A 21,797-nucleotide genomic window follows, 5' to 3' on the forward strand; every position below is an offset into this window, starting at 1 on the left:
TTAAAAAGCTGCTCTTAGGGTAGCTTTTTATTTTTGAGGTGAACAATGTGAAAATAAACAAAAAATATCTCGGAATCATCTACATTGTAATGTCGGCTTTCTGCTTTGCACTTATGAACACTTTTGTAAAGCTTTCCGGAGATTTACCATCTATTCAAAAAAGCTTTTTCAGAAATTTTGTTGCTATGATTTTTGCAGCAATCCTGCTAATAAAAAGTGGTGAAGGATTTAAATTCAAGAAAGAAAATATCGGTTTATTATTAGCTCGCTCAATATTCGGCACACTTGGAATCCTATGCAATTTTTACGCAATAGACCACCTTGTGCTCTCTGATGCATCAATGCTTAATAAAATGTCACCTTTCTTCGTAATAATTTTTTCACTTATCTTTCTTCACGAAAAAGTAAATAAAATTCAAACAGCAGCCGTTATCATAGCATTTTTAGGAAGCTTATTAATAATAAAACCAAGCTTCAATCTAACAGAATTTTTTCCAGCGCTTCTCGGCTTCATAGGTGGTTTAGGTGCCGGTGCAGCGTATACAGCAGTTAGGCGACTCGGCCAAAAAGGTGAAAACGGAAAATTTGTTGTATTCTTCTTTTCATGTTTTTCATGCATTGTAACACTTCCATTTCTAATATTTCAATATCACGAAATGAGTTTGCTTCAACTTATATATCTGATTTGTGCAGGATTTGCGGCTGCAGGCGGTCAGTTTTCAATTACCGCCGCATATTACCACGCGCCCGCAAAAGAAATTTCCGTCTATGATTATTCTCAGATAATCTTTGTAGCATTAATTGGCTTTATAGTCTTTGGTGATATACCAGATATATATTCTATAATTGGTTATATTATAATCTGCTCTATGGCAATTATGATGTTCATTTATAACAATCGAAAAAGCAAAACAGAAAAATAATTTTTACAAGAGAATTTCATTATTGAAATTCTCTTGTTGCTTTTTAAAATTTTTTTCTACATCTATTGACATAAAATATCATATTGGGTATTATTAAATTATAGAAATTACACTTTTTTGTTCTCAATGAGATTTTTACGAAATCAAAAACATAATTCCGTCAAATTTATGGATTAAGTTAAGATTGGTACTAAAGTACAAATCATTATTCAGAATTATGGCATTTTCGCAAAATTTCTGATGCAACCTTTTCAGGAAAAACTAAAGAGGTTCCACACGATTAAAATAAAAATAACTCTATAATATTCTCGCAGAATATATAAAGAAATTCGGAGATGATAATAATGCTTGCAATTAAAACAACAGATTTAACCAAAAAATATAAAGATGAAACTGTTGTAAACAAGTTAAATCTTGAGATTAAAGAAGGTCAACTTTTCTCGCTTTTAGGAGTAAATGGTGCCGGAAAAAGCACAACTATAAAAATGCTTTCCTGCCTCATACCACCGACACGCGGCGATGCTATACTTCTCGGCGACAGCATAAAAAAGGACAGCATTAAAGTTAAAGAAAAAATTAACGTATCCCCACAAGAAACCGCTATTGCTCCAAATCTTTCCGTAAGAGAAAACCTTGAATTTATTTCAAGTATTTACTGTCAAAATCGTAAAGAGGCTCGTAAAAACGCTGATAAAATAATTGAGGAATTTGGTCTTTCAGAAATAGAAAAAAAGAAAGCAAAATTCCTTTCAGGCGGTTGGCAAAGACGACTTTCCATCGCTATGGCTCTTATCTCTGAGCCTAAAATACTTTTCCTTGATGAACCTACGCTCGGTCTTGATGTTCTTGCAAGAAAAGAACTTTGGGATATCATTGAAAAATTAAAGGGCAAAATTACCGTAATCCTCACAACTCACTATCTTGAAGAGGCTGAGGCTCTTTCTGATGAAATCGGAATTATGGTTAAAGGTAAACTTATTGCATTAGGCACAGCCAAAGAAATTAAAGCCAAAGCAGGAAAAGAAAAATTTGAAGATGCCTTTATCACGCTTTGTGAGAACGGAGGAAATATTAAATGAGAACCTTATTTTTTTCACTCAGAAACGCAAAGGAAATAATTCGAGACAAACTGACAATATTCTTTGGCATAGGTTTTCCTCTTGTGCTCCTTTTTCTTCTTAGTATTATTCAGTCAAATATTCCTGTTTCACTCTTTGAGATTCAGGACTTAACACCTGGTATTGCTGTATTTGGACTTTCATTTATGACGCTTTTTTCAGCTATGCTAATTTCAAAGGATAGATGCAGTTCATTTATGTTCAGACTTTTCACATCACCAATGAAACCGACTAACTTTATCCTTGGATATACCATTCCAATGATTCCGATTTCTATCCTTCAAACAATTATATGTTTTGCAGTAGCACTTTTTCTTGGACTTAAATTATCTGTTAATTTACTTCTTGCGGTTGTTGTAATAATTCCAAGTGCAATATTCTTTATAGCATTAGGACTTCTTTGCGGCAGTCTTTTGAATGATAAACAGGTTGGCGGAATCTGCGGAGCAGTTGTAACTAACGTTTCAGGCTGGCTCTCAGGAATTTGGTTTGACTTAGACCTCATCGGTGGAACATTCAAGGATATATGCAATCTTCTTCCATTCGTACATGGAGTTAATGCTGCAAAATACGCTGTTAGTGGTGAATATTCAAAAATAATGCCAGAGCTCTATTGGGTAATTGGTTATGCAGTTGTAATCTTAGTAGCTGCAATTTTGATATTTACATATAAAATGAAAAACGGTTCTAAAACAAGCAATTAACTAATGGAAGTTCGATAGAAACTAAAATCTCGTTCAAATTACCATTACAAACATAGATACTTTTAAATAAGCTGAAACCGCCATTTCAATGGCGGTTTTTGTTTTTGTCAAGAATTATTAATAAATAATAAAACAGAATATTTAAGATAATATAGTAGATAAAACAACGCACTTTCTGCTTTTCTTTTAAGTAAATACTCCAACGAATATTTTTTTAAATTAGAATATTTAGAATAACTTTTAAATTCCTATAAAATGATTATAGAACATATTTAGTTTTTTCTGTTCTTGTTTTCTGAACAACTCTATTTTAACGACACTATCTCCCAATTTTATTATACAAACTAAATTTTTTATACAACTTTCGACTATTAAAAGTATTATAGTTAGGCTAAACTAAATATTTCCTACTAAAAAGATAGAAATTATCAAAATAACTATTGCATTTCCTATCGAATGGGTGTATAATTTTCCATACAATGGCAAAAGATATTAAAGGTCATTGTTAATATATATATTTGAGGTGAAATTTATATGAAGAAAATATATGCGGATAACGCCGCAACCACTCGTCTTTCTAAAGAGGCTCTTGATGCTATGATGCCTTATCTTACAGATTACTATGGAAATCCATCTAGTCTTTATTCACTTGGTGTAAAATCTCGTCAGGCTGTCGAGAATGCTCGTAATATTATTGCGGAGTGCCTTAATGCTGACCCTAAAGAAATCTTTTTCCTTTCCGGAGGAAGCGAAGCTGATAACTGGGCTATTAAGGGTGCCGCTCATCTTAGTGCTAAAAAAGGCAAAAAACATATCATTACTTCAAAATTTGAGCATCATGCTGTTCTTCATACTCTCGATTCTCTCAAAAAAGAGGGTTTTGAAGTAACCTACCTTGATGTTCACGAAAACGGCATTATTCGCCCTGAAGAACTTGAAAATGCTATTCGTGAAGATACCGCTCTTGTAACAATTATGTTTGCTAATAATGAAATTGGTACAATTCAACCTGTAAAAGAAATCGGCGAGATATGCAAAAAGCATAAGGTTATTTTCCATACAGACGCTGTTCAGGCCGTCGGTGCTATTCCTGTTGACGTTAAGGAAATCGGCTGCGATTTGCTATCTATATCAGCACATAAATTTCATGGTCCTAAAGGTGTTGGAGCAATCTTTATGCGTAAAGGTTTAAGACTTCCTAACCTTATTGATGGCGGTGCTCAGGAAAGCGGTCGCCGTGCCGGCACTGAAAATATTGCAGGTGTAGTTGGTATGAGCGTTGCTCTTAAGCATTCTTGCGAGGTTATGGCTGAAAGAAACGCAAGACTTGAGAAAATGCGTGACAGACTTATTGACGGACTTTTGAAAATAGACCGTTCAATAATAAATGGCGACAGAGTTCACAGACTTCCTGGAAATGTTAATATGTGTTTTCACGGACTTGAAGGTGAATCTCTTCTTCTCTCTCTCGACCTCAAGGGCGTTTCAGCATCATCTGGTTCTGCTTGCACATCAGGCTCTCTTGACCCGAGCCATGTTCTCTTAGCAATCGGACTTCCTCATGAAGTTGCACACGGCTCATTAAGACTTAGCTTCAGCGATGAAAATACTGAAGAAGATATAGATTATCTCTTAGAGATTATCCCACCAATAGTAACAAGACTTCGTTCTATGTCACCATTATGGGAAAAGATAATTAAAAATTCATGATTTATTATTTTAAGATTTATATATAGAAAGGTTGAATATAAATGGCATACAGTGAAAAGGTTATGGACCACTTTGCAAACCCGAGAAATGTCGGCGAACTTCCCGATGCGAACGGAATTGGTGAAGTTGGAAACTCACGCTGTGGAGATATAATGAAGATGTATATTAAAGTTGAAAACAACATTATTGTTGATGTCAGCTTTAAGACTTTTGGCTGTGGTGCGGCTATTGCGACAAGCTCTATGGCAACAGAGCTTATCAAAGGCAAATCAGTAGACGATGCTCTTAAACTTACAAATAAAGCTGTTATGGAGGCTCTGGACGGTTTACCACCGGTTAAGGTTCACTGCTCAGTTCTTGCTGAACAAGCTATCAAAGCAGCTCTTAGTGACTATTATCGCAGACAAGGCATCGACCCAGAACCAATCGTAGGCAAAATTGAAGAACATGATGAACATGGTGAAGATTCCTGCCACTAAACTAAAACTCAACTTATCCTTGGTAAGTTAATTAAAGTTCATAGCTTAAATATTATATGTGATTCAAAGGTTAAACACTTTTGAATCACATTTTTTATTGATTCGTCATCAATCAAATACAATAATTCAGCTATACCACCTTGAATAATTAAAAATAAAAAAAGTGGCTGTCGCATTTTTATTTGCGACAGCCACTACTAATTTTCTATAATACTTGTAAAAGCCAATTACATTGGACTCAATCCTTATCTAAATTTCTGAATCACCCACTATCATAATCCAAACGCCGTCAACAGTCCGCAGCCTTTCGGAAAATGACCCTCTATGAATAATCCGTAGTTAAAATTAAGAGTCAGCATATACTATGCCATAGGACTCAATCCTTATCTTGATAAATTTGGTTCTCGACGGACGAGTCGAAATCCAATATTCGCAAAAACGAAATGCGTCCGAAAAGGAACATATATAATAATGTTCAATATTCGACTACCTGCTTTTACACAAGCCATAACGCTTAATTCAAACCATCCGATAAGAATGGACACCCGATAAACAATTTATCAAGTGGAACTTTCGTTGCGAAGAAAAATCGATATAAATAACATCTGCTATAAAAAGCTTCCCATTTCAAAATTTAGGCATTCACCGAATGTCAATCGGCATATCCAACACATACACTGTTAACATTTTGTACCTGTGGAAATATTAAGTTGTAATCTGCGTTATGAAGTATCTATCATCACGACAGGACTAAAACGCTCCTATCCGAAATTGAAATCGTTTCAAAGCATTTATGCCACATACAACGGCTATGTAATAACCTGATGCTAAAGAGCCATAATAAATATGGAATAGAGTATCGCTCGGTTAAAGAAAAATTCGCTTTTACTTGGAATTTCTCATTTCGGAGACCTCAATCCTATACGGTTTAAGGTCATTTAAACTAACTGGTTCTATATCGCCCATAGGACTGCCTCCTTTCAGAAATTGAACAAGGAACTTCATAGACTAAATATATTAAAGCACCTCTCAAGATTGGCCCTGCCATATCATAAGATTTAACAAATGTAAGGCTAAAGCCAACGGAGTGAGCATTCAAAGAATTTAATCTTAAAATTTTGTGCCTTAAAAACTAATTTAGTGGAACTATTCTTTATTTAGTTCCTTTCCTTAAGCTCAATTATATTATATCACGTTCTTAGCAAATGTCAATAGTTTTTTTGAACTTTTTTTATTTTTTGTAGATTTAATAAACTATAAATAACCTCTTGACTTATACAAGATTTTGTTGTAAAATAACATTACAAATGAATCACGATATTAAATATGAAAAGAGGCTTTGTCTATGAGCAACGAAGAATTTGAAAGCTTTGAGCCGGATCTCATCTCCCTTTTGGATGAAGAAGGTAACGAATACGAGTTTGAAATCCTCGATGAAATTGATTTTAAGGATTCTCACTTCTATGCACTTATGCCACTATTCGATCTTCCGGAACAGGATATAGATTCCGAAAACACATATATGATTTTTGAAGCTGTGGAGGACGAAAAAGGCGAACCTCAGCTTGCTGAAATCGAAGACGATGCTCTTATTGATGAGCTTGCTGAAATCTTCGAAAGCCGTTTTGATGAAGCTTATGACGAAGATGCTGAAGGCAATGATGAATAATCTCATCTCTACCAAGCATACTATTTATAGCAGGCGGTTTTAAGACTGTTTGTTTAAAATTGAATTTCTGCCCGATTCGTGGACTGTGTCTAAATAACCCTACAACTTTTTTCTCGGGAGCTTACCTCCTACGGCGGATTGCAGACCTCCCGCTTTTGCGGAAGAAGGGAGCGTGAACCCGCAGGGGTGGCACCCACCTGTCTAATCCAGTAGGCAGGTTATTATTGACACAATACGGTTGGGCGGATTTTTTTATTTTACAAAAACTTCAAAAAAATTATTTTTTCTCTTGATTTTTTCTAAACGTTAGTGTATAATATTGAAGTGCCAAAAATTTGGAGAGTTGTCCGAGCTGGCCGAAGGAGCACGATTGGAAATCGTGTAAACGCCAAAAGCGTTTCGAGGGTTCGAATCCCTTGCTCTCCGCCATAAGTCCACCGTAATTTTGATAGAATTACGGTGGACTTTTTCTATGCCCGAAAACCGCTTGAAATAAGGCTTTTCGGCTATTCCGCACATAAGCGAACCCCGCTGCAGAGCAATTCTGCGGCGGGGTTTCGTGCGTTTTATAGGGTTCGTGGACTTCTATGCCGTTGTAATCGTTAAACGGCTGAGGTAATCGTTGAACTACTGGGAATATTCGTTAAACTACCGAGGTAATCGTTAAACAGCCGAGTTCTGATAATACCCCTTATGAGAAAATCGGCGATGAAGTGCGGTCGTTGGCGGATTTAGTGCCTTTTGAGATACCGTCATCTTGGGAATGGTGCCGGGTAGGCGATCTTTTCTCAAATATGTCTGGGCTTGCGTACAAAAAGGATGCCCTCGCTATAAAGGCGGACAAAATGATAAGGGTACTGCGTGGCGGAAATATCGGTGAGGAACAGTTCCTTTTTAAGGGCGACGATGTCTTCATCTCAAGCGAGCTCGTAAAACCAGAGCTGTATTTGAGAAAAAACTATATGATCACGCCTGCAGTTAGTAGCCTGGATCACATCGGCAAAATCGCACTCATAGACAAAGATTATTCCGACACGGTTGTTGGCGGTTTTGTGCTTATGCTCATACCACACTTTAACGACGATGTCGTATCAGAATATCTGCTTTACGCTTTTGCTGCTAAACACCATCGTGATAACTGCCGAAACATTACACACAAATCCGGACAAGCGTTTTATAACCTCTCTCGTGAGCAGATGATGAATCTGCCAGTCCCGATTCCGCCACGCGAGGAAATGGGACGGATTATTGCGATGCTGAAACGAGTGCTCCCCAAGGTGGCAGATTACGCTGTTGTGGACACAGCGCTCCAAAATCTCAATGGCAGTTTCCCAGAGGCTCTCAAGAAGTCGATACTGCAAGAGGCAGTCCAGGGCAAGCTGGTACCACAAGACCCGTCTGACGAGCCTGCAGAGGCTCTGCTGGAGCGTATCCGGGAGGAAAAACAGCGGCTCATCAAAGAGGGCAAAATCAAAAAGGACAAGCACGAATCCGTCATTTTCAGACGGGATAATTCTCATTATGAGAAGTTGGATGGTGTGGAGCGCTGTATCGACGATGAACTGCCCTTTGAGATCCCCGAAACTTGGGAGTGGGTACGGCTCGGAACTGTTTTTCAACACAACACAGGAAAAGCCTTAAACGCCGCAAATCGGGACGGCGAAAAGCTCACCTATATTACGACCTCCAACTTATACTGGGATCGTTTTGTTTTGGATAACCTCAAAACCATGCCCTTTACGGATTCAGAGGTCGATAAATGTACAGTACAACAGGGCGATCTCTTAGTTTGTGAGGGTGGGGATATCGGTCGTGCAGCTATCTGGGGAAGCCCCGAACCCATGCGTATTCAAAATCATATTCACAGACTACGAGCTTATGTGCCTGTCTGTACTCGGTTATTTTACTATCTCTTTTACCTTTACAAAGGCGCAGGCTGGATTGGCGGAAAAGGCATAGCTATTCAAGGCTTATCCTCCAATGCAATCCACAATCTGCTGTTCCCGTTACCGCCACTCCACGAACAAGAACGCATTGTCAGCGCCATCGATACGGCGCTCAGCATAGTACAGAAACTGTAAAACAACCAGGCATACGCAAAAGCAGTGCGTATGCCTGGTTTCCTTTTACCAGTCTATGACCTCATCGACGATGGCTCGTTGCTCGGTCGAGGTTTTGCGGAGATAAATGCGGGTGGTTTCGATACTTTCGTGTCCCATAAGGTCCGCGAGGAATGCGATGTCGTTGCAGCGCTCCAAGAAGCTCTTTGCAAAGCGGTGCCGGAAGGAATGCGGGTAAATGACCACCGGGTCTATGCCATACCGGACTGCCAGCTTTTTTAGTTGCCCTGAGATGCCTCTTGTGGTGATTCTGTCACCGTATTTGTTCAAAAAAATGAAGCCGCTTTCTTGGTGCTTATCGTTCAGCCAAGAAAGGGCTTCATTTTGCAGAGCCTTGGGTATGTATATTCGTCGGAGTTTACCGCCCTTCGAATATAAGTCCAAATGCCCCAGTTTGATGTGTTCCACCTTGATCTGTATGAGCTCACTGACTCGTGCGCCGGTAGCGGCCAGGAAGCGTATTACAAAGTACCAGAAGAGCTCGTCATCCCGCTTGAGGCAGTTTTTGAAATACTCATAATCTGCTTCGCTAATGACATTTTCCAGAAAGGCTTTCTGCTGCACTCGTACAAACGGCATTTTCCAGCTCTCTTTGCCAATGCTCTCCAAGTAGCAGTTGATTGCCCTCAGACGCAGATTGACGGTCTTAGGCTTGTAGTTCTCAATCAACCACACCTTATACGCCCGCAGGTTCTTTTTCGTGATACCATCGTACTGCGAGCTGTATTGCCTAATGGCAAAAAGGTACGAGGATATCGTGTTTTCCGAGAGGTTTGTGCCTCTCAAGTGTCTTTCGAATTCTTCTATCATAGTGAAAGACCTCCTTTCACTATGATATTATACCGTGTTCCTTTTACAGCCCTTTGACCAGAGGGAGCAATTCCACGATCCGCTGGACGATGCGGTGCTGTTCTGCAAGCGGAGGTAGTGGAATAAGAAAGCGTTCAATTCTGGCTATTGCCAGCTTGGGTTGCCCGACCTGTGTTGTTGCCGCTGCGATTTGCTCTTGAATCAACCCAGACTGAAGCACTTTAATGAGCCAATCCTGATTCACGCCAGCAAGAACAAGCCTATCTGCATTTTCGGTCAGATTTGCACCATCGAGCTCGTCTGGGATTTTTCCAACTCGTCCAATCGTCCCGGCGACAGTAATAAAAACGTCGGTCTTATTGATTATGTACCTTGAAATCGAGGGATAAATATCTTCTGGGACATACAATAGCCGGTCGGTTGATACACCGCCATCCGTCATATCTGACACACGGATATAGACATGACCCGTGTTGCATTCGGTTAGTTTTCTACCTGCTGGAATTCTCTTGCCTCCCAGAACCGCAGCAATTGTTCCAAGGCGGCACCAGCACCAGTTTTCCGGTATTTCAAACGGCAGTTCCTCGTCGATACAGCGCTCCACGCCGTCCAACTTCTCATAATGAGAATTATCCCGTCTGAAAATGACGGATTCGTGCTTGTCCTTTTTGATTTTGCCCTCTTTGATGAGCCGCTGTTTTTCCTCCCGGATACGCTCCAGCAGAGTCTCTGCAGGCTCGTCGGACGGGTCTTGCGATACCAGCTTACCCTGGACTGCTTCTTGCAAAATCGACTTTTTGAGGCGCTCTGGGAAATTCACATTAAGCTCAGTTACTTTTTGCTCCGCCGCACCATAATCGAGCAACGGTGTGGTCAATTCATGTAGCTTATCAAAAATGCGCTTCTGCTCCATTATTGGCGGTAACGGAATCAGTAGGGCGTCCAAACTATCCGAGTTGAGTGTGTTACCCTTGATTGCCGATTTGGTATCACCACTTTGCGAGAGAAGCGGCAGCGTAGCGAACAGAAACATCGTAGTTATCTTATCGGGATCAACAAACGGGTATATTGAAATGATGGCTTCGTTATGAAATGCATCGATTCCCAATATTGACACCTTTCCGACCGTCAATTTGAAACTCATCAACAAAGTACCAGCCTTGCTGATTTTCCCTTTGAAGGTATTTTCAGCCGCAAAGCTGTTGACACATTCTTTAGTTGCAGTCACAGTCCCATCCGCCACCAAATCCGCAATAGAAACCCAAGGGAGCGTACCGTTGCTCCAGTATTCCGTCTCTTTCCGTGGAGGCGTTTTTCCCATCGAATAGTCGACTAAATCTTTAAATCGAACCCACTCCCAGCTATCAGGAATATCGAAGGGAGTATCCACGGGGTACACTTCATCGCCGATTTTCTCATAAGGGGTATTATCGGCACCTTTGAAGATAACGGAGGGGTTCTTTTCACGCTTGATTTTCTTCTCTTTGATGAGCCGCTCTTTCTCCGTGCGGATGCGTTCCAGCAGAACGCTGGCGGGCTCGTCATTCGGGTCCTGCGGCACGAGCTTGCCCTGAACAGCCATCTGGAGAATGGAGTTTTTCAGTTGCTGCGCAGTCATTCGTCGCCCTCCTCCGTAATGTCGATGCCAAGGATATCGGTAATCTGGGCAAGGATGCGGTCAATGTCGGCGTTCAAGCTGGCCCGCTTCTCCTGGTACTGCTGAATCAGTTCCTTCGGCGGCAGGATCTCCTCCTCTTCGTGAGGATAACCGCAGAGGTCGATGTTATAGCTTCGTGCTTTCAGTTCCTCGACGGTGTACTTCTTCGCCTTGTCAAAGCCGTCGATGGTGATCTCCTCGCGGTTGTCCCACCACTCGATGGCCGGGGCAAAGTGCTCCAACTTCATGGGTTTTGTCTTGGAGAAGTTCTTGTATCCCTCCGGCATATCCAAACGGTAGAACCAGGTCTCCGTTGTGGGATGCGTCCGGTCGAAGAAAAGGATGTTTGTCGTAATAGAGGTGTACGGCGCAAAAACGCTGTGCGGCATACGGATGACCGTGTGGAGGTTAAACTCGGACAGCAGCTTTTCCTTGATTGCCATTTTGGCGTTATCCGTACCGAACAGGAAGCCGTCCGGCAGAATGATGGCGCACCGGCCGTTCTGCTTCAGCCGATACATGATGACAGACATAAAGAGGTCGGCGGTTTCGCTACTGCGGAGATCAGCCGGGAAATTCTGCTTCACGCCCTCTTTTTCGTTGCCGCCGTAAGGAGGATTCATCAAAATGACATCGAAGCGGTCGCTCTCCTTGTACTCACGCACATTCTTTTCCAGGCTGTTGCCGTGGATGATGCGAGGGTTGTCGATGTCGTGGAGCAGCATATTCGTGGCGCACAGAAGGAACGGCAGCGCCTTCTTTTCAATGCCGTAGATGGAGTTGCTGTAAACCGTTCTGTCTTCGACAGTCTGCACCTGGGCATCCAGCACCTTCAGCGCAGAGGTAAGGAAGCCACCGGTTCCGCAGGCAAAGTCCGCAATAGACTCGCCGAGCTTGGGCTTGATCATCTGTACCATGAAGTCCGTGACAGCACGGGGTGTGTAGAATTCACCGGAGTTACCAGCGCTCTGCAGGCTGCGGAGGATCGTTTCGTAAATCTCACCGAAGGCGTGGCGGTCCTCGTACTCCTCAAAATCGATCTCATCAATGACATTGATAACCTGGCGAAGCAGGATGCCGTCCTTCATGTAGTTATTGTTGTCCTCGAAGGCTGTGCGGACGATGATCTGGCTCATGGGTGTATTCTCATCGATTGCGATGGCTTTGAGGGTCGGGAACAGTTTTCCGTTCACGAAGTCCAGAAGCGCATCGCCGGTGAGCGCCTTGCCGTCCTTGTGGTCGACGGCCCAATTGCGCCAGCGCAGCTCCTCCGGAATGATGGAAGTGTAATTCTCATCATAAAACTCCCAGATCTCTTCCTTGGCGTCATACACCTTCAAAAAGAGAATCCAAACCATCTGCTCAATACGCTGGGCATCGCCATTGATGCCTGCGTCATTCCGCATGATGTCCTGCAGTCGTTTTACCAGGTTATTTAAACTCATATCTTATATCTCCTATTACGCAGCGTAGATTTCCTTCTGCAAATCACGGATGGCTTGAATGTATCCGTTTTTGCCACCGAACAGCTTTGCGATTTTCATGGGGGTGCCGAATTTGCGGAATGGGTCATTGGACAGAATTTCGAGGTTCTCGATGTCCTGAATGCCCTCGTTCATGTATTTGTCCAGCAACGCACTCAGAACTTCCTGTGCCAAGCCGGAGTACTTGTAGAGGTATCCACGCTTGCGGACATTGTTCGCCCGTTCTGCCTTCGTCAGCGGTGCCTTGTCGTAGGCAATGTGGCAGATAAGGTCGAAATCGTCAATATCCTTATTCCCGGCGATCTGCCGCAGCGCTTCCAGAAGGACGCCGCGCTCCTGCAGTTCGTCAATGATGGCTTGTTTCTTCTCCTCGGAATTCCAGGCACTAAGGAAAGAATCCAGGGTGGCATACTCGCCGAGGATGTTCTTCTTGGAGTAGTCCGTCACGCTTTCCGTGATGAGCTTGCCGTCCTTGTCGTAGTATTGGACACGCTCATTCAGGATCGTGACCTCGACACCACGTACCCGGAATTTATGCTTCTTTTCGGGCGGGTCGTCGGTGTCCCCACCGGGACCGGGAGTCGGGACGGGCGGCTTCGGCGGATCGATGGTCGGCTCTTCGCCGGGATCATCGCTATCATCAATGATAGAGATCGGGTCGCCATCGAATTCCGGGTCTGCGAAGAGTCGGCAGGCATTGCGGAAATCCATGATGGTGAAATACTCTTTGCCGTAGTCGGGCTTGAGGCGTGTGCCACGACCGATGATCTGCTTGAACTCGGTCATGGAGTTTATGTTGTTATCCAGAACGATGAGCCGGCACGTTTTGCAGTCCACGCCAGTCGTCATCAGTTTGGAGGTCGTAACGATCACGGGATATTTGCTGTCCTCTGCGATAAAGTAGTCGAGTTGCGCCTTGCCCTCGGCGTTGTCGCCGGTAATACGCATGACATACTTGGCATTCTCCGCCACGAGGTCGCTGTTTTCGTTCACGAGCGCCTGCCGCATCCGCTCTGCATGGTCGATGTCCACGCAGAATACGATGGTCTTGGCAAAGCGGTCGTTTTCTTTCAAAAAGCGAGTGATACGCTTCGCCACGGTGGCGGTGCGCTCATCGATAATGAGGTTTTTGTCGTAATCCTTGGTGTTGTACTCCCGGTCCTCGATCTCGTACCCGTAGATGTCGTGCTGTCCTGCCGTGGGTCGCCAACCTTCCAGGTCTTTGTCCAGGCCGACACGGAGAACTTTGTACGGAGCGAGGAAGCCGTCGTCGATACCTTGTTTCAGACTGTATGTATAGATGGGTTCACCGAAGTAAGAGATATTGGATACCTCTTTCGTTTCCTTCGGCGTAGCAGTCATACCGATCTGCGTGGCACTGTGGAAGTATTCGAGTATTCTGCGCCAACGGGAATCCTCCTTGGCGCTGCCACGGTGACACTCATCAATGACGATGAGGTCGAAGAAATCCGGCTGAAATGCACGGAACGGCTCTTCGTTCTCATCACCAGCCAACTGCTGATAGAGGGACAGGTACAGTTCATAGGAGCTGTCCAGCTTTTTGCCCTCGATTTTCGTCATGACCTTTGCAAAAGGCTTGAAGTCCTGTTGCATGGTCTGGTCAACGAGGATATTACGGTCAGCAAGGAACAGGATCTTTTTCTTGCGACCGGATTTCCAAAGGCGGTGGATGATCTGAAACGCAGTATAGGTCTTGCCGGTACCGGTCGCCATAACGAGGAGGATACGATCCTGCCCACGGGCTACTGCATCAACGGTGCGGTTGATGGCGATGCGCTGATAGTAGCGAGGGGTCTTATCACCCGGCTGAAAATAGTACGGCTCGGTGATAAGCTGCTCCTGCTCCGGCGTGAAGTGCTCGTCCCCAATGTGTCGCTGCCAAAGATCCTGCGGCGAGGGAAACTGCTCAAGCGTCAGTTCACGCTCTTTGCCGGTTTTCATATCGTGTTCCAGGAAACCGTCGCCATTCGAGCTGTACACAAACGGAATGTCCAGCACCTCGGCGTATTCGATGGCCTGCTGCATCCCGGCGCCAACGCTGTGTCTGTTATCCTTTGCCTCGACGATAGCCAAAGGAATATTGGGCTTGTAGTAAAGCAAATAGTCGGTGCGCTTTCTCTTTCCTCTGGCCGTGACATTACCACGGACGATAACACGACCATCCGTGAAGTTGTACTCCATGCGGATCTGTTTCTGCTTGTCCCAGCCAGCGCCCTCAATGGCCGGGGTAATGAACTGAAGTTTGATGTCCTCCTCAGTCATTTCATGTTTTTTCATAAGGTCGCCCATGCCAATGCCTCCTTCTGTTGCTTCCGATAACTCAAAATTATCGGAAGTTAATGGGGGTAAAAGAGCGCAGCACGGCTGCGGACTTTTACAAAATAAACTCGATCTATTTATAGATGCCTTTATTCATTTTTTGTGACTTCCATAATGTCACCGATATCAACGCCCAATGCACAGCAAACTCTCACAAGCACATCGAGCCGTACATACTCGTCTTTTGCGAGCTTTGTAACTGCCGCAGGGCTGAGGTCAGCCGCCTCTTGCAGGTCTTTTTTCTTCATGCCCCGATCGATAAGCAGCTTAAATAATTTCTTGTAAGAAACGCCCATTTGACCGTCCTCGCTTTCTGCACATACAAATTCAAGATTATTATATCACCAATCCTGCTGAAAAACAAGATAATCCTCAAATTTGTGAAGAAAACTTTCATGTTTCGGAGAGTATATTCCAGCACGGAACACTCTTCCGCTTGGCATAATCAATCGTGTTCTTGGTGCCACTGGGCTGACCGTTGAACACAGCAATTACCAGAGCCGAATGGTCGACCATCCACTCATTGCGGATCTGGAAGCAGGCTCTGCTGTACCCCGGACAGATAAAACGAACAAGGTCGGCGGCGGCAAGAATGACATTGTACCGTCGTTGCCATTCGGCACTCCATCCACGCTCAAAGCCTTCGTATGGGCTGGCACAAATCAGTTTTACATTCGCACCCTCTTTCCGCAGACGCAGCACGATCTCAGCCGCCCAGATATCCACCCCACGAGCCATGCCGGAAATAAATACATTCTTGCCATCGGCAATTGCCTCTTTGATCGCAGTTTCCAGAGCCTTCACGATCACGCTTTCAGACTGTTTCAGCTTCTCTGGGCGGTGGCCAGTAAAACACACTCTGTGCATCCGTTTCTGTTCCTCGGTCAGCATTGTCATCCCTCCGTACTGAATTCCCGTTTTTATACAGTTTAACATAACGGTATGCTCAGTACAAGTAGCCAGTACAATACCTTTTAGTTTGCGGGTAAAATAATTACAGGAAGGGTGGTGATGCTATGGACACGCACGAGAGGCTCCGGCAGCTCTTAAACGAGCGCGGGTGGACTGAGTATAGGCTGGCAAAGAACTGCGGCTTATCCGAGTCCACGATTGCGAATATTTATAGGAGGAATACAGTCCCCTCACTCGCAACGCTGGAAGCGATCTGTAAGGGATTCGGCATCACGATGGCGCAGTTCTTTGCCGAGGGTGAGATGGTCGAAATCAACCCAGAACTCAAAGAGCTGTTTGAAAACTGGGTCAACCTCACACCGGAACAAAAGAAAGCGGCGAACCAGATGCTGAAAGCCATGAATAAGGACAAGTAAATCACCGATGTTGAAATAAGGAGCTGAAAGGCTTCTTATTTTTTTGCTCCCAATACCGTTAACCTGAGCACTATATACCATTTAAGTTAACGGTTTTTATATTTCCACGATATAATAGAATTCGCCGGCTCCGAGCTGCGGTGTGGGCTTATCTGCCTACATAATCTGCGGCAGGAGGAGGTGAACCTATGAAGATAACGAAAAAACAACCACTTCGACCTCGCGGTCGCAGCGAGGAAAAAAGGCAGTCCACCAAGAATGCCATCCGTGATGCATACATCAACGGTCCGCAAAAGGAGGTACAGATCATTCCTGCAAAAAGGGATATGGAAGCGGAAACCGAAAAGAAAAAACTTCGTGTGTGTGCGTACTGCCGTGTCAGCACGGATGAGGACACTCAGGCAAGCAGTTACGAGCTTCAAGTTCAAAACTATACCCGTATGATCCAGGAGAATCCGGAATGGGAGTTTGCCGGTATTTTCGCCGATGAGGGCATTTCCGGCACTTCCGTTCTGCACCGTGAGCACTTTCTCGAAATGATCGAGAAATGCAAAGCGGGAGAGATCGACCTTATCATCACGAAGCAAGTCAGCCGTTTTGCCAGAAATGTGCTTGACAGTCTGAACTACATTTTCATGCTGCGAAAGCTCGACCCGCCTGTGGGCGTGTACTTCGAGACCGAGAAGCTCAACACGCTGGATAAGAGCAGCGATATGGTCATTACCGTATTGAGCCTTGTGGCGCAAAGTGAGTCCGAGCAAAAATCCAACAGTCTGAAATGGTCATTCAAGCGCCGAAGGGCGCAGGGGCTTGGGATCTATCCAAGTTGGGCTCTGCTCGGCTATCGGCTGGATGATGAAAAGAGCTGGGAAATCGTAGAGGATGAAGCGGATATTGTCAGAACCATATACAGTCTCTACCTGGACGGCTATTCATCCACGCAAATTGCGGAATTGCTGACAAAAAGCGGCATTCCCACTGTAAAAGGTCTATCGGTTTGGAGTTCCGGCAGTGTCCTGGGCATCCTCAAAAACGAAAAATACTGTGGGGACGCCTTGTGTCAAAAAACAGTTACGATAGACTTTTTCACGCATAAGAGTGTAAAGAACAACGGCATAGAACCGCAGTATTTCGTTGAGGGGCATCATATCCCCATCATCGAGAAAAACGACTGGCTGTTGGCACAGCAGATCCGTAAAGAACGACGGTATCGGAAACGGCGCAGCACCCACCGGAAGCCACGCATCGTGGTCAAGGGAGTACTGTCCGGCTTCATGATCGTCGACCCATCGTGGGACGAGGAGTATGTGGACAATCTACTTATCTCTGCGACCCAAAAACCAGAACCCGCCCCGGCAGTTGCCGAGGAGGACGAAAACTTTATTGTAATTGAGAAGGAGTAACTACCATGTTTGAAAAATTTTCTGTCATCGACCTTATTAAAACCCGTTCCGCCTCTGTCTGCACTTTCGCAGGCAATATCGTGAAGTTCAATGTGCAGACCGCACAGGAGCTCCACTTCCCGGAGTACATCCAGTTTCTGATCGAGCCGAAGTCGAAGCAGTTCGCTATCCGGGCCTGCAAGGAGGATGCCCCGAATGCCGTGCGCTTCTCCAAGCCGGAGGGCGCGCAGAAAGCGCAGATCAAAATCAGCAACGCCACGGTCGTGGATATGGTCAGAAAACTGATGGACTGGAATGCCGAGGATAATTGGAACGTCCCCGGTATTTACTTTGCCGACGAACAGGGCATCATGTATGCACTGGAATCGGCATACGCACCCAGATCGAAAGGTGGCTGGGCAGCCCGCCGTGAGCGTGAAGCTGCCGCCGCTATCGCAGAGGACATCATAGACAACGAGGAGGTCGATAACTAAGTGAAAGATGCCGGACTGCCCACGCTTTTGGTGTCAGTCCGGCATCGTTTTTGCTTATTCATCCGCACTTTCGCCGCTATGCTCGTTTTCGGAGAGGCTTGGGTCTGCGAGTTTCCGAAACATTTCTTCCATGTTGATGGGATGTAAAGAGGCTGTGACCTCATCCCAATCGATAAGCTCATAGTTGTAAAAATCGAATTTTTCCTTATTTTCTTTATAGTACCCCTTGGCGCACAAACACAGCACCATGCACAGCCTCCGCACATTTACTCGGTAACTGCGGACTTCCGTGCCGTCAGAGCTTGTCATTACACTGCTTCCTTCTCCGCCGTAAATGCGAAACGGTTGCTCTGACTGAATTACCAACGAAAAGCGGTCGATTGGGATGGGATGCTTCCCGTTCTTTTGCAGGTTCGGATTTCCTTCATGGAGCAATGAGCAGCGGAGGCTATATACCACCTCACCGCTTAAGTACGGCATTTCCGGTTCGTCCTCAGTACACTTTGGAGGTTTCTCCGTCACCCCCACAATTTTATCGTACCACTGTATATAGCGCTCTCTGGTACTACGCAAAGATGGATATTCCGCCTTTCCGCAGATGTCCGGCAGTGTGAGCGCCAGGTTCAGCGCTGCAAAATAGAGGTCGTGGTTCAGCGCTTTTTCTATCTCATCTATGATTCGCAGTATCATCGCCTACTGCCTCCGCTCTACAAACCATCGTCCGATGTTGTTTCCTGTAAGGTCTGCGCTGCGCTCGAAAAACAGATAGCTCTGGTGACCGCCGATCCATATCGTATAGCGGTCGCCCTGGCCTCCGGCTTTCAGCGCAGGAGCTTGACGGATATCGGACACACGGTCTATCTCATATTTCTCGCCGTCCTCCCAAGTGATGATCCTGGGGAACATCGTGCCGTCAGCAGCAAAATCTGCTTTGACGGCTACATATACTTTCAGCGGCTTATTCACCGTAGCAGTCTGCATCGTCCGGCACCTCCATATTGGCAAGGAAATTACTCCGCGCCGAGATCGGCGGCTCTATCAGCTTATAGCCCTTCCACTTCAGCACACGGAATTTAAAATCAAGCAGTTCCGCTGGGACGCGGAGCATTGCGGCGGCAGAGAAAAAAGTGGTGTCACGGTTGAGTGTTTCAAGGACATCCTGGTCTCTGAGTAAATACTCGGCAGCAAACAGATTGGCGTCCTTCTCCAACAGCGAGCTCTCATCGAATAGGCCAATATCGTGAAATGCGTGAATGCCCGAATGACGGTGCAACACTGCATGACCCAGCTCATGGGCGACAATGATTCGCTGAACTGCTTCCGGCAGGTCACAGTTTACCGTGATCGTTCGTATCCGCTTGCTCTCTAAGTAAAACCCTTTTATGGCATCCGGGGCGTTTCCGAGGGTCTGACTGAGCAGAAGGATGTTCATGTCCTCGCAAAGCCGGAACGGATCGCTTTCGTGGTATTTCTTTTGTAGGGCTTCAACTGCGCCGCACACTTCTGCGTATGACACAGGCTCACCTCCTCCTTATGTAAAATGGGTATACTGACCCCATGCTGTAATTATACAACGGTAACTGTCCCATAAAACGGACATTACTTGTTCTTGCGACCAAATTTCACCTTTGCTTCATCCTTGCAGGCGACATACGCCCGCATGACCGCCTCAAAGAACTGGTCTTTCTGTTCCTGGGACAGTTCACCACCTGCGAACAACGCAGCATTGTCTCGGAGGAGCTGGTCAACATCACGGGCTCCGGAAGATCCGTACCGTTCACGGGCCTCTTCAAGATAGCCGTCTTTCTCAATGTCGGCCATTGGGTCGAGGCAGGAATCGTCGGAAAGATACTTTGAGGATATATTCAGCGCTTTTGCGAGCTTCAACATCGTGGAAGCCCTGGCAATTGCGCCACCGGACTCATAGGAAGCAATTGTCCGCTTGGAAACGCCAGTGCTATCAGCAAGTTGCTGTTGGGTCAGACCCGCTTGCTCTCTGGCCACCTTGATCTTGTCCGAGAAAGTCATAGGATACCTTCTTTCGATAAATTTCATCTCGTAACTTCATCAACTTCATCTGAGCTATTGACAAAACTTCATCGACAGGCTATTATGTAGGTGAAGTTTGATGAAGTTACGAATATAATATACTTCACTTTCTTCACCTTGTCAATAGGTTTTGATGAAGTTTTGTTGAAGGAGATGGAATTATGCAGAATCATGCCATTCTCCACAGTGATCTGAATTGCTTTTACGCTTCCGTTGAGACAATGCTCGACCCAAGTCTTAGAGGAAAGGCGGTGGCAGTCTGCGGCTGCACGGAGGACAGACACGGCATTGTGCTTGCCAAGTCTGAACTGGCGAAGAAAGCCGGTGTAAAAACTGGGATGGTCAACTGGGAGGCGAAGCAGTGCTGTCGTGACCTTATTATCATACCACCGCAATACGACCAATATCTCAAATACTCGAAGCTCACCCAAGCTATCTACCAGAGATACACGGATATGGTGGAACCTTTCGGCATGGATGAATGCTGGCTCGATGTGACCGGCAGCCGGTATGTCTGCGGGGATGCCCGGATGATTGCTGAAAATATCCGCCGCTCTGTAAAGGAGGAGCTCGGTCTGACCGTCAGCATCGGCGTATCCTTTAATAAGGTGTTCGCCAAATTGGGGTCCGATCTAAAAAAGCCGGATGCCATCACAGAGATCTCACCGGAGTCATACAAAGAGAAGGTCTGGCCGCTCCCATGCAGTGATATGATCTATTGCGGTCCCGCCACCACCAAGAAGTTGGCGCAGTACGGCATCCATACGATCGGAGATGTTGCCGTGTGTGACCCGCTGTTTCTGAAAGGGCTTCTGGGGGTGAACGGTCTTGCGCTCTGGACCTACGCCAATGGCAGAGATCATTCCAGGGTGATGCATAAGGATTTCGTTTCCCCGGTCAAATCGGTCGGCCACGGCATCACTTGTGTCTCCGACCTGGAAAACGAAGAAGAGGTGTGGAAGGTCATTTTCGCTCTTTCGCAGGATATCGGTCACCGCCTCCGGCTGCATAACCTCGCCACCCGTACCGTCCAAGTCCATGTCCGAGGCAATGATCTGTTCGGCTCACAGTATCAATGCAAGCTGCCGCTCAAGACACAGCTTCCCTCGGAGATCGCCGCTGCCGCATTTCGGAGTTTTAAAGAGCGGTATTCTTGGAACACGAAGGTCAGAACGGTCACCGTCCGTGCCATTGAACTCTCGCCCAAAGACAGTGCCGAGCAGCTCACGCTGTTTGATAATGTCCAGCACCGCATGGCAATGGAGAAAATACAGGATGCTGTGGAGGAGATTCGTGGTCGCTTTGGCAAAAGTGCCATCTCTTACGCCTGCCTCATGGGCGATTTAAAAATGCCCACAGACGGAAGAGATAAAGTCAAAATGCCGGGGCTGATGTATCAATAAACGATGTTTTTCAAATATTTTCTGCTTTACCTCTTGACAAGTCCGTGTGCCGTGCGTATAATAGTGTTAGCAGGGTTGCTAACAAGCGTACAAGCATCCGTGCTAATTCGATTCACCGTTGTGATGA

General features: G+C 45.3%; 21 protein-coding genes, 1 tRNA gene and 1 other RNA gene. 13 read left to right on the forward strand and 10 right to left on the reverse strand.

Annotated features, from left to right (window positions below; translation table 11 throughout):
* The first annotated feature begins 38 nt into the window (after positions 1-38).
* The 9 genes from ACLU24_RS09975 to ACLU24_RS10015 all read left to right on the forward strand — a co-directional run bounded on the left by ACLU24_RS09975 (position 39) and on the right by ACLU24_RS10015 (position 8,684).
* Positions 39-923 carry a DMT family transporter gene (locus ACLU24_RS09975; protein WP_412612390.1) on the forward strand — a complete coding sequence of 295 codons (885 nt, stop codon included), beginning with the start codon at positions 39-41 and terminating at the stop codon, positions 921-923.
* A 344-nt stretch (positions 924-1,267) separates the two neighbouring features.
* A complete protein-coding gene (locus ACLU24_RS09980; RefSeq protein ID WP_412612392.1) occupies positions 1,268-2,002 on the forward strand; it encodes an ABC transporter ATP-binding protein in 735 nt (244 codons plus the stop codon).
* Complete coding sequence (locus ACLU24_RS09985) at positions 1,999-2,745, forward strand: ABC transporter permease (protein ID WP_412612394.1); 747 nt, start codon at positions 1,999-2,001, stop codon at positions 2,743-2,745. The genes ACLU24_RS09980 and ACLU24_RS09985 overlap by 4 nt, the downstream gene beginning before the upstream one ends.
* A gap of 534 nt (positions 2,746-3,279) precedes the next feature.
* Positions 3,280-4,455, forward strand: coding sequence for a cysteine desulfurase NifS (gene nifS, locus ACLU24_RS09990; protein WP_412612395.1), 1,176 nt, complete (start codon positions 3,280-3,282; stop codon positions 4,453-4,455).
* A 41-nt stretch (positions 4,456-4,496) separates the two neighbouring features.
* Positions 4,497-4,934: a Fe-S cluster assembly scaffold protein NifU gene (gene nifU, locus ACLU24_RS09995; RefSeq protein ID WP_412612396.1), complete on the forward strand. Its 438-nt coding sequence runs from the start codon at positions 4,497-4,499 to the stop codon at positions 4,932-4,934.
* Positions 4,935-6,279: 1,345 nt separating this feature from the next.
* Entirely contained in the window at positions 6,280-6,603 is a 324-nt protein-coding gene (locus ACLU24_RS10000) for a DUF1292 domain-containing protein (RefSeq protein ID WP_412612398.1), read from the forward strand.
* 61 nt (positions 6,604-6,664) lie between these two features.
* Positions 6,665-6,856, forward strand: a non-coding RNA gene (gene ssrS / locus ACLU24_RS10005) — 6S RNA.
* An 84-nt stretch (positions 6,857-6,940) separates the two neighbouring features.
* Positions 6,941-7,032, forward strand: a tRNA-Ser gene (locus tag ACLU24_RS10010).
* 293 nt (positions 7,033-7,325) lie between these two features.
* Positions 7,326-8,684, forward strand: a complete 1,359-nt coding sequence (locus tag ACLU24_RS10015) for a restriction endonuclease subunit S (RefSeq protein ID WP_412612400.1) — start codon at positions 7,326-7,328, stop codon at positions 8,682-8,684.
* Between the two features lie 45 nt (positions 8,685-8,729).
* Here ACLU24_RS10015 and ACLU24_RS10020 read toward each other — a convergent pair whose 3' ends face one another.
* From ACLU24_RS10020 to ACLU24_RS10045, 6 genes are all read right to left on the reverse strand, one after another.
* Positions 8,730-9,533 carry a tyrosine-type recombinase/integrase gene (locus ACLU24_RS10020; RefSeq protein WP_412612401.1) on the reverse strand — a complete coding sequence of 268 codons (804 nt, stop codon included), beginning with the start codon at positions 9,531-9,533 and terminating at the stop codon, positions 8,730-8,732.
* 43 nt (positions 9,534-9,576) lie between these two features.
* On the reverse strand, positions 9,577-11,151 hold the full coding sequence (locus tag ACLU24_RS10025) for a restriction endonuclease subunit S (RefSeq protein WP_412612402.1): 1,575 nt from the start codon (positions 11,149-11,151) through the stop codon (positions 9,577-9,579).
* Positions 11,148-12,635, reverse strand: coding sequence for a class I SAM-dependent DNA methyltransferase (locus tag ACLU24_RS10030; RefSeq protein WP_412612403.1), 1,488 nt, complete (start codon positions 12,633-12,635; stop codon positions 11,148-11,150). The genes ACLU24_RS10025 and ACLU24_RS10030 overlap by 4 nt, the downstream gene beginning before the upstream one ends.
* A 15-nt stretch (positions 12,636-12,650) precedes the next feature.
* Positions 12,651-14,972, reverse strand: coding sequence for an EcoAI/FtnUII family type I restriction enzme subunit R (gene hsdR / locus ACLU24_RS10035; protein ID WP_412612455.1), 2,322 nt, complete (start codon positions 14,970-14,972; stop codon positions 12,651-12,653).
* 131 nt (positions 14,973-15,103) lie between these two features.
* The gene (locus ACLU24_RS10040) at positions 15,104-15,310 is read right to left on the reverse strand and encodes a helix-turn-helix domain-containing protein (protein ID WP_412612405.1); all 207 of its coding nucleotides are present in this window, start codon (positions 15,308-15,310) and stop codon (positions 15,104-15,106) included.
* A 97-nt stretch (positions 15,311-15,407) separates the two neighbouring features.
* Positions 15,408-15,905, reverse strand: a complete 498-nt coding sequence (locus tag ACLU24_RS10045) for an SLOG family protein (protein ID WP_412612407.1) — start codon at positions 15,903-15,905, stop codon at positions 15,408-15,410.
* 125 nt (positions 15,906-16,030) lie between these two features.
* Between ACLU24_RS10045 and ACLU24_RS10050 the strand changes: the two genes are divergently transcribed.
* The 3 genes from ACLU24_RS10050 (at position 16,031) to ACLU24_RS10060 (ending at position 18,218) form a co-directional block, all read left to right on the forward strand.
* The gene (locus ACLU24_RS10050) at positions 16,031-16,342 is read left to right on the forward strand and encodes a helix-turn-helix domain-containing protein (RefSeq protein WP_412612409.1); all 312 of its coding nucleotides are present in this window, start codon (positions 16,031-16,033) and stop codon (positions 16,340-16,342) included.
* Between the two features lie 188 nt (positions 16,343-16,530).
* Positions 16,531-17,745, forward strand: a complete 1,215-nt coding sequence (locus ACLU24_RS10055; RefSeq protein WP_412612410.1) for a recombinase family protein — start codon at positions 16,531-16,533, stop codon at positions 17,743-17,745.
* Between the two features lie 5 nt (positions 17,746-17,750).
* Positions 17,751-18,218 (forward strand): hypothetical protein, encoded by a 468-nt coding sequence (locus ACLU24_RS10060; protein ID WP_349135743.1) that lies wholly within the window; start codon positions 17,751-17,753, stop codon positions 18,216-18,218.
* Positions 18,219-18,272: 54 nt separating this feature from the next.
* Here ACLU24_RS10060 and ACLU24_RS10065 read toward each other — a convergent pair whose 3' ends face one another.
* The 4 genes from ACLU24_RS10065 to ACLU24_RS10080 form a co-directional block, all read right to left on the reverse strand.
* A complete protein-coding gene (locus ACLU24_RS10065) occupies positions 18,273-18,908 on the reverse strand; it encodes a hypothetical protein (protein WP_303792091.1) in 636 nt (211 codons plus the stop codon).
* Between the two features lie 3 nt (positions 18,909-18,911).
* Positions 18,912-19,199, reverse strand: coding sequence for a hypothetical protein (locus tag ACLU24_RS10070; protein ID WP_303792089.1), 288 nt, complete (start codon positions 19,197-19,199; stop codon positions 18,912-18,914).
* Positions 19,177-19,734, reverse strand: a complete 558-nt coding sequence (locus tag ACLU24_RS10075) for an ImmA/IrrE family metallo-endopeptidase (RefSeq protein ID WP_303792087.1) — start codon at positions 19,732-19,734, stop codon at positions 19,177-19,179. Before ACLU24_RS10075 ends, ACLU24_RS10070 begins: the two co-directional genes overlap by 23 nt.
* Positions 19,735-19,817: 83 nt before the next feature.
* Positions 19,818-20,273 carry a helix-turn-helix transcriptional regulator gene (locus ACLU24_RS10080; RefSeq protein WP_349135747.1) on the reverse strand — a complete coding sequence of 152 codons (456 nt, stop codon included), beginning with the start codon at positions 20,271-20,273 and terminating at the stop codon, positions 19,818-19,820.
* A gap of 155 nt (positions 20,274-20,428) precedes the next feature.
* Here ACLU24_RS10080 and ACLU24_RS10085 point away from each other — a divergent pair, with 155 nt between their 5' ends.
* Positions 20,429-21,670, forward strand: coding sequence for a DNA polymerase Y family protein (locus ACLU24_RS10085; RefSeq protein WP_412612412.1), 1,242 nt, complete (start codon positions 20,429-20,431; stop codon positions 21,668-21,670).
* The last annotated feature ends 127 nt before the right edge of the window (positions 21,671-21,797 follow it).

It is taken from the genome of Pseudoruminococcus sp. (assembly GCF_047012705.1).
Taxonomy (GTDB): domain Bacteria; phylum Bacillota; class Clostridia; order Oscillospirales; family Acutalibacteraceae; genus Pseudoruminococcus.

Excerpts from the sequence above, each read along its gene's own strand:
- ACLU24_RS09980 (WP_412612392.1), top strand. The coding sequence starts at position 1,268 with ATGCTTGCAATTAAAACAACAGATTTAACCAAAAAATATAAAGATGAA.
- ACLU24_RS09985 (WP_412612394.1), top strand. The coding sequence starts at position 1,999 with ATGAGAACCTTATTTTTTTCACTCAGAAACGCAAAGGAAATAATTCGA.
- nifS (WP_412612395.1), top strand. The coding sequence starts at position 3,280 with ATGAAGAAAATATATGCGGATAACGCCGCAACCACTCGTCTTTCTAAA.
- nifU (WP_412612396.1), top strand. The coding sequence starts at position 4,497 with ATGGCATACAGTGAAAAGGTTATGGACCACTTTGCAAACCCGAGAAAT.
- ACLU24_RS10000 (WP_412612398.1), top strand. The coding sequence starts at position 6,280 with ATGAGCAACGAAGAATTTGAAAGCTTTGAGCCGGATCTCATCTCCCTT.
- ACLU24_RS10020 (WP_412612401.1), bottom strand. The coding sequence starts at position 9,533 with ATGATAGAAGAATTCGAAAGACACTTGAGAGGCACAAACCTCTCGGAA.
- ACLU24_RS10025 (WP_412612402.1), bottom strand. The coding sequence starts at position 11,151 with ATGACTGCGCAGCAACTGAAAAACTCCATTCTCCAGATGGCTGTTCAG.
- ACLU24_RS10030 (WP_412612403.1), bottom strand. The coding sequence starts at position 12,635 with ATGAGTTTAAATAACCTGGTAAAACGACTGCAGGACATCATGCGGAAT.
- hsdR (WP_412612455.1), bottom strand. The coding sequence starts at position 14,972 with ATGAAAAAACATGAAATGACTGAGGAGGACATCAAACTTCAGTTCATT.
- ACLU24_RS10040 (WP_412612405.1), bottom strand. The coding sequence starts at position 15,310 with ATGGGCGTTTCTTACAAGAAATTATTTAAGCTGCTTATCGATCGGGGC.
- ACLU24_RS10045 (WP_412612407.1), bottom strand. The coding sequence starts at position 15,905 with ATGCTGACCGAGGAACAGAAACGGATGCACAGAGTGTGTTTTACTGGC.
- ACLU24_RS10050 (WP_412612409.1), top strand. The coding sequence starts at position 16,031 with ATGGACACGCACGAGAGGCTCCGGCAGCTCTTAAACGAGCGCGGGTGG.
- ACLU24_RS10055 (WP_412612410.1), top strand. The coding sequence starts at position 16,531 with ATGAAGATAACGAAAAAACAACCACTTCGACCTCGCGGTCGCAGCGAG.
- ACLU24_RS10060 (WP_349135743.1), top strand. The coding sequence starts at position 17,751 with ATGTTTGAAAAATTTTCTGTCATCGACCTTATTAAAACCCGTTCCGCC.
- ACLU24_RS10065 (WP_303792091.1), bottom strand. The coding sequence starts at position 18,908 with ATGATACTGCGAATCATAGATGAGATAGAAAAAGCGCTGAACCACGAC.
- ACLU24_RS10070 (WP_303792089.1), bottom strand. The coding sequence starts at position 19,199 with ATGCAGACTGCTACGGTGAATAAGCCGCTGAAAGTATATGTAGCCGTC.
- ACLU24_RS10080 (WP_349135747.1), bottom strand. The coding sequence starts at position 20,273 with ATGAAATTTATCGAAAGAAGGTATCCTATGACTTTCTCGGACAAGATC.
- ACLU24_RS10085 (WP_412612412.1), top strand. The coding sequence starts at position 20,429 with ATGCAGAATCATGCCATTCTCCACAGTGATCTGAATTGCTTTTACGCT.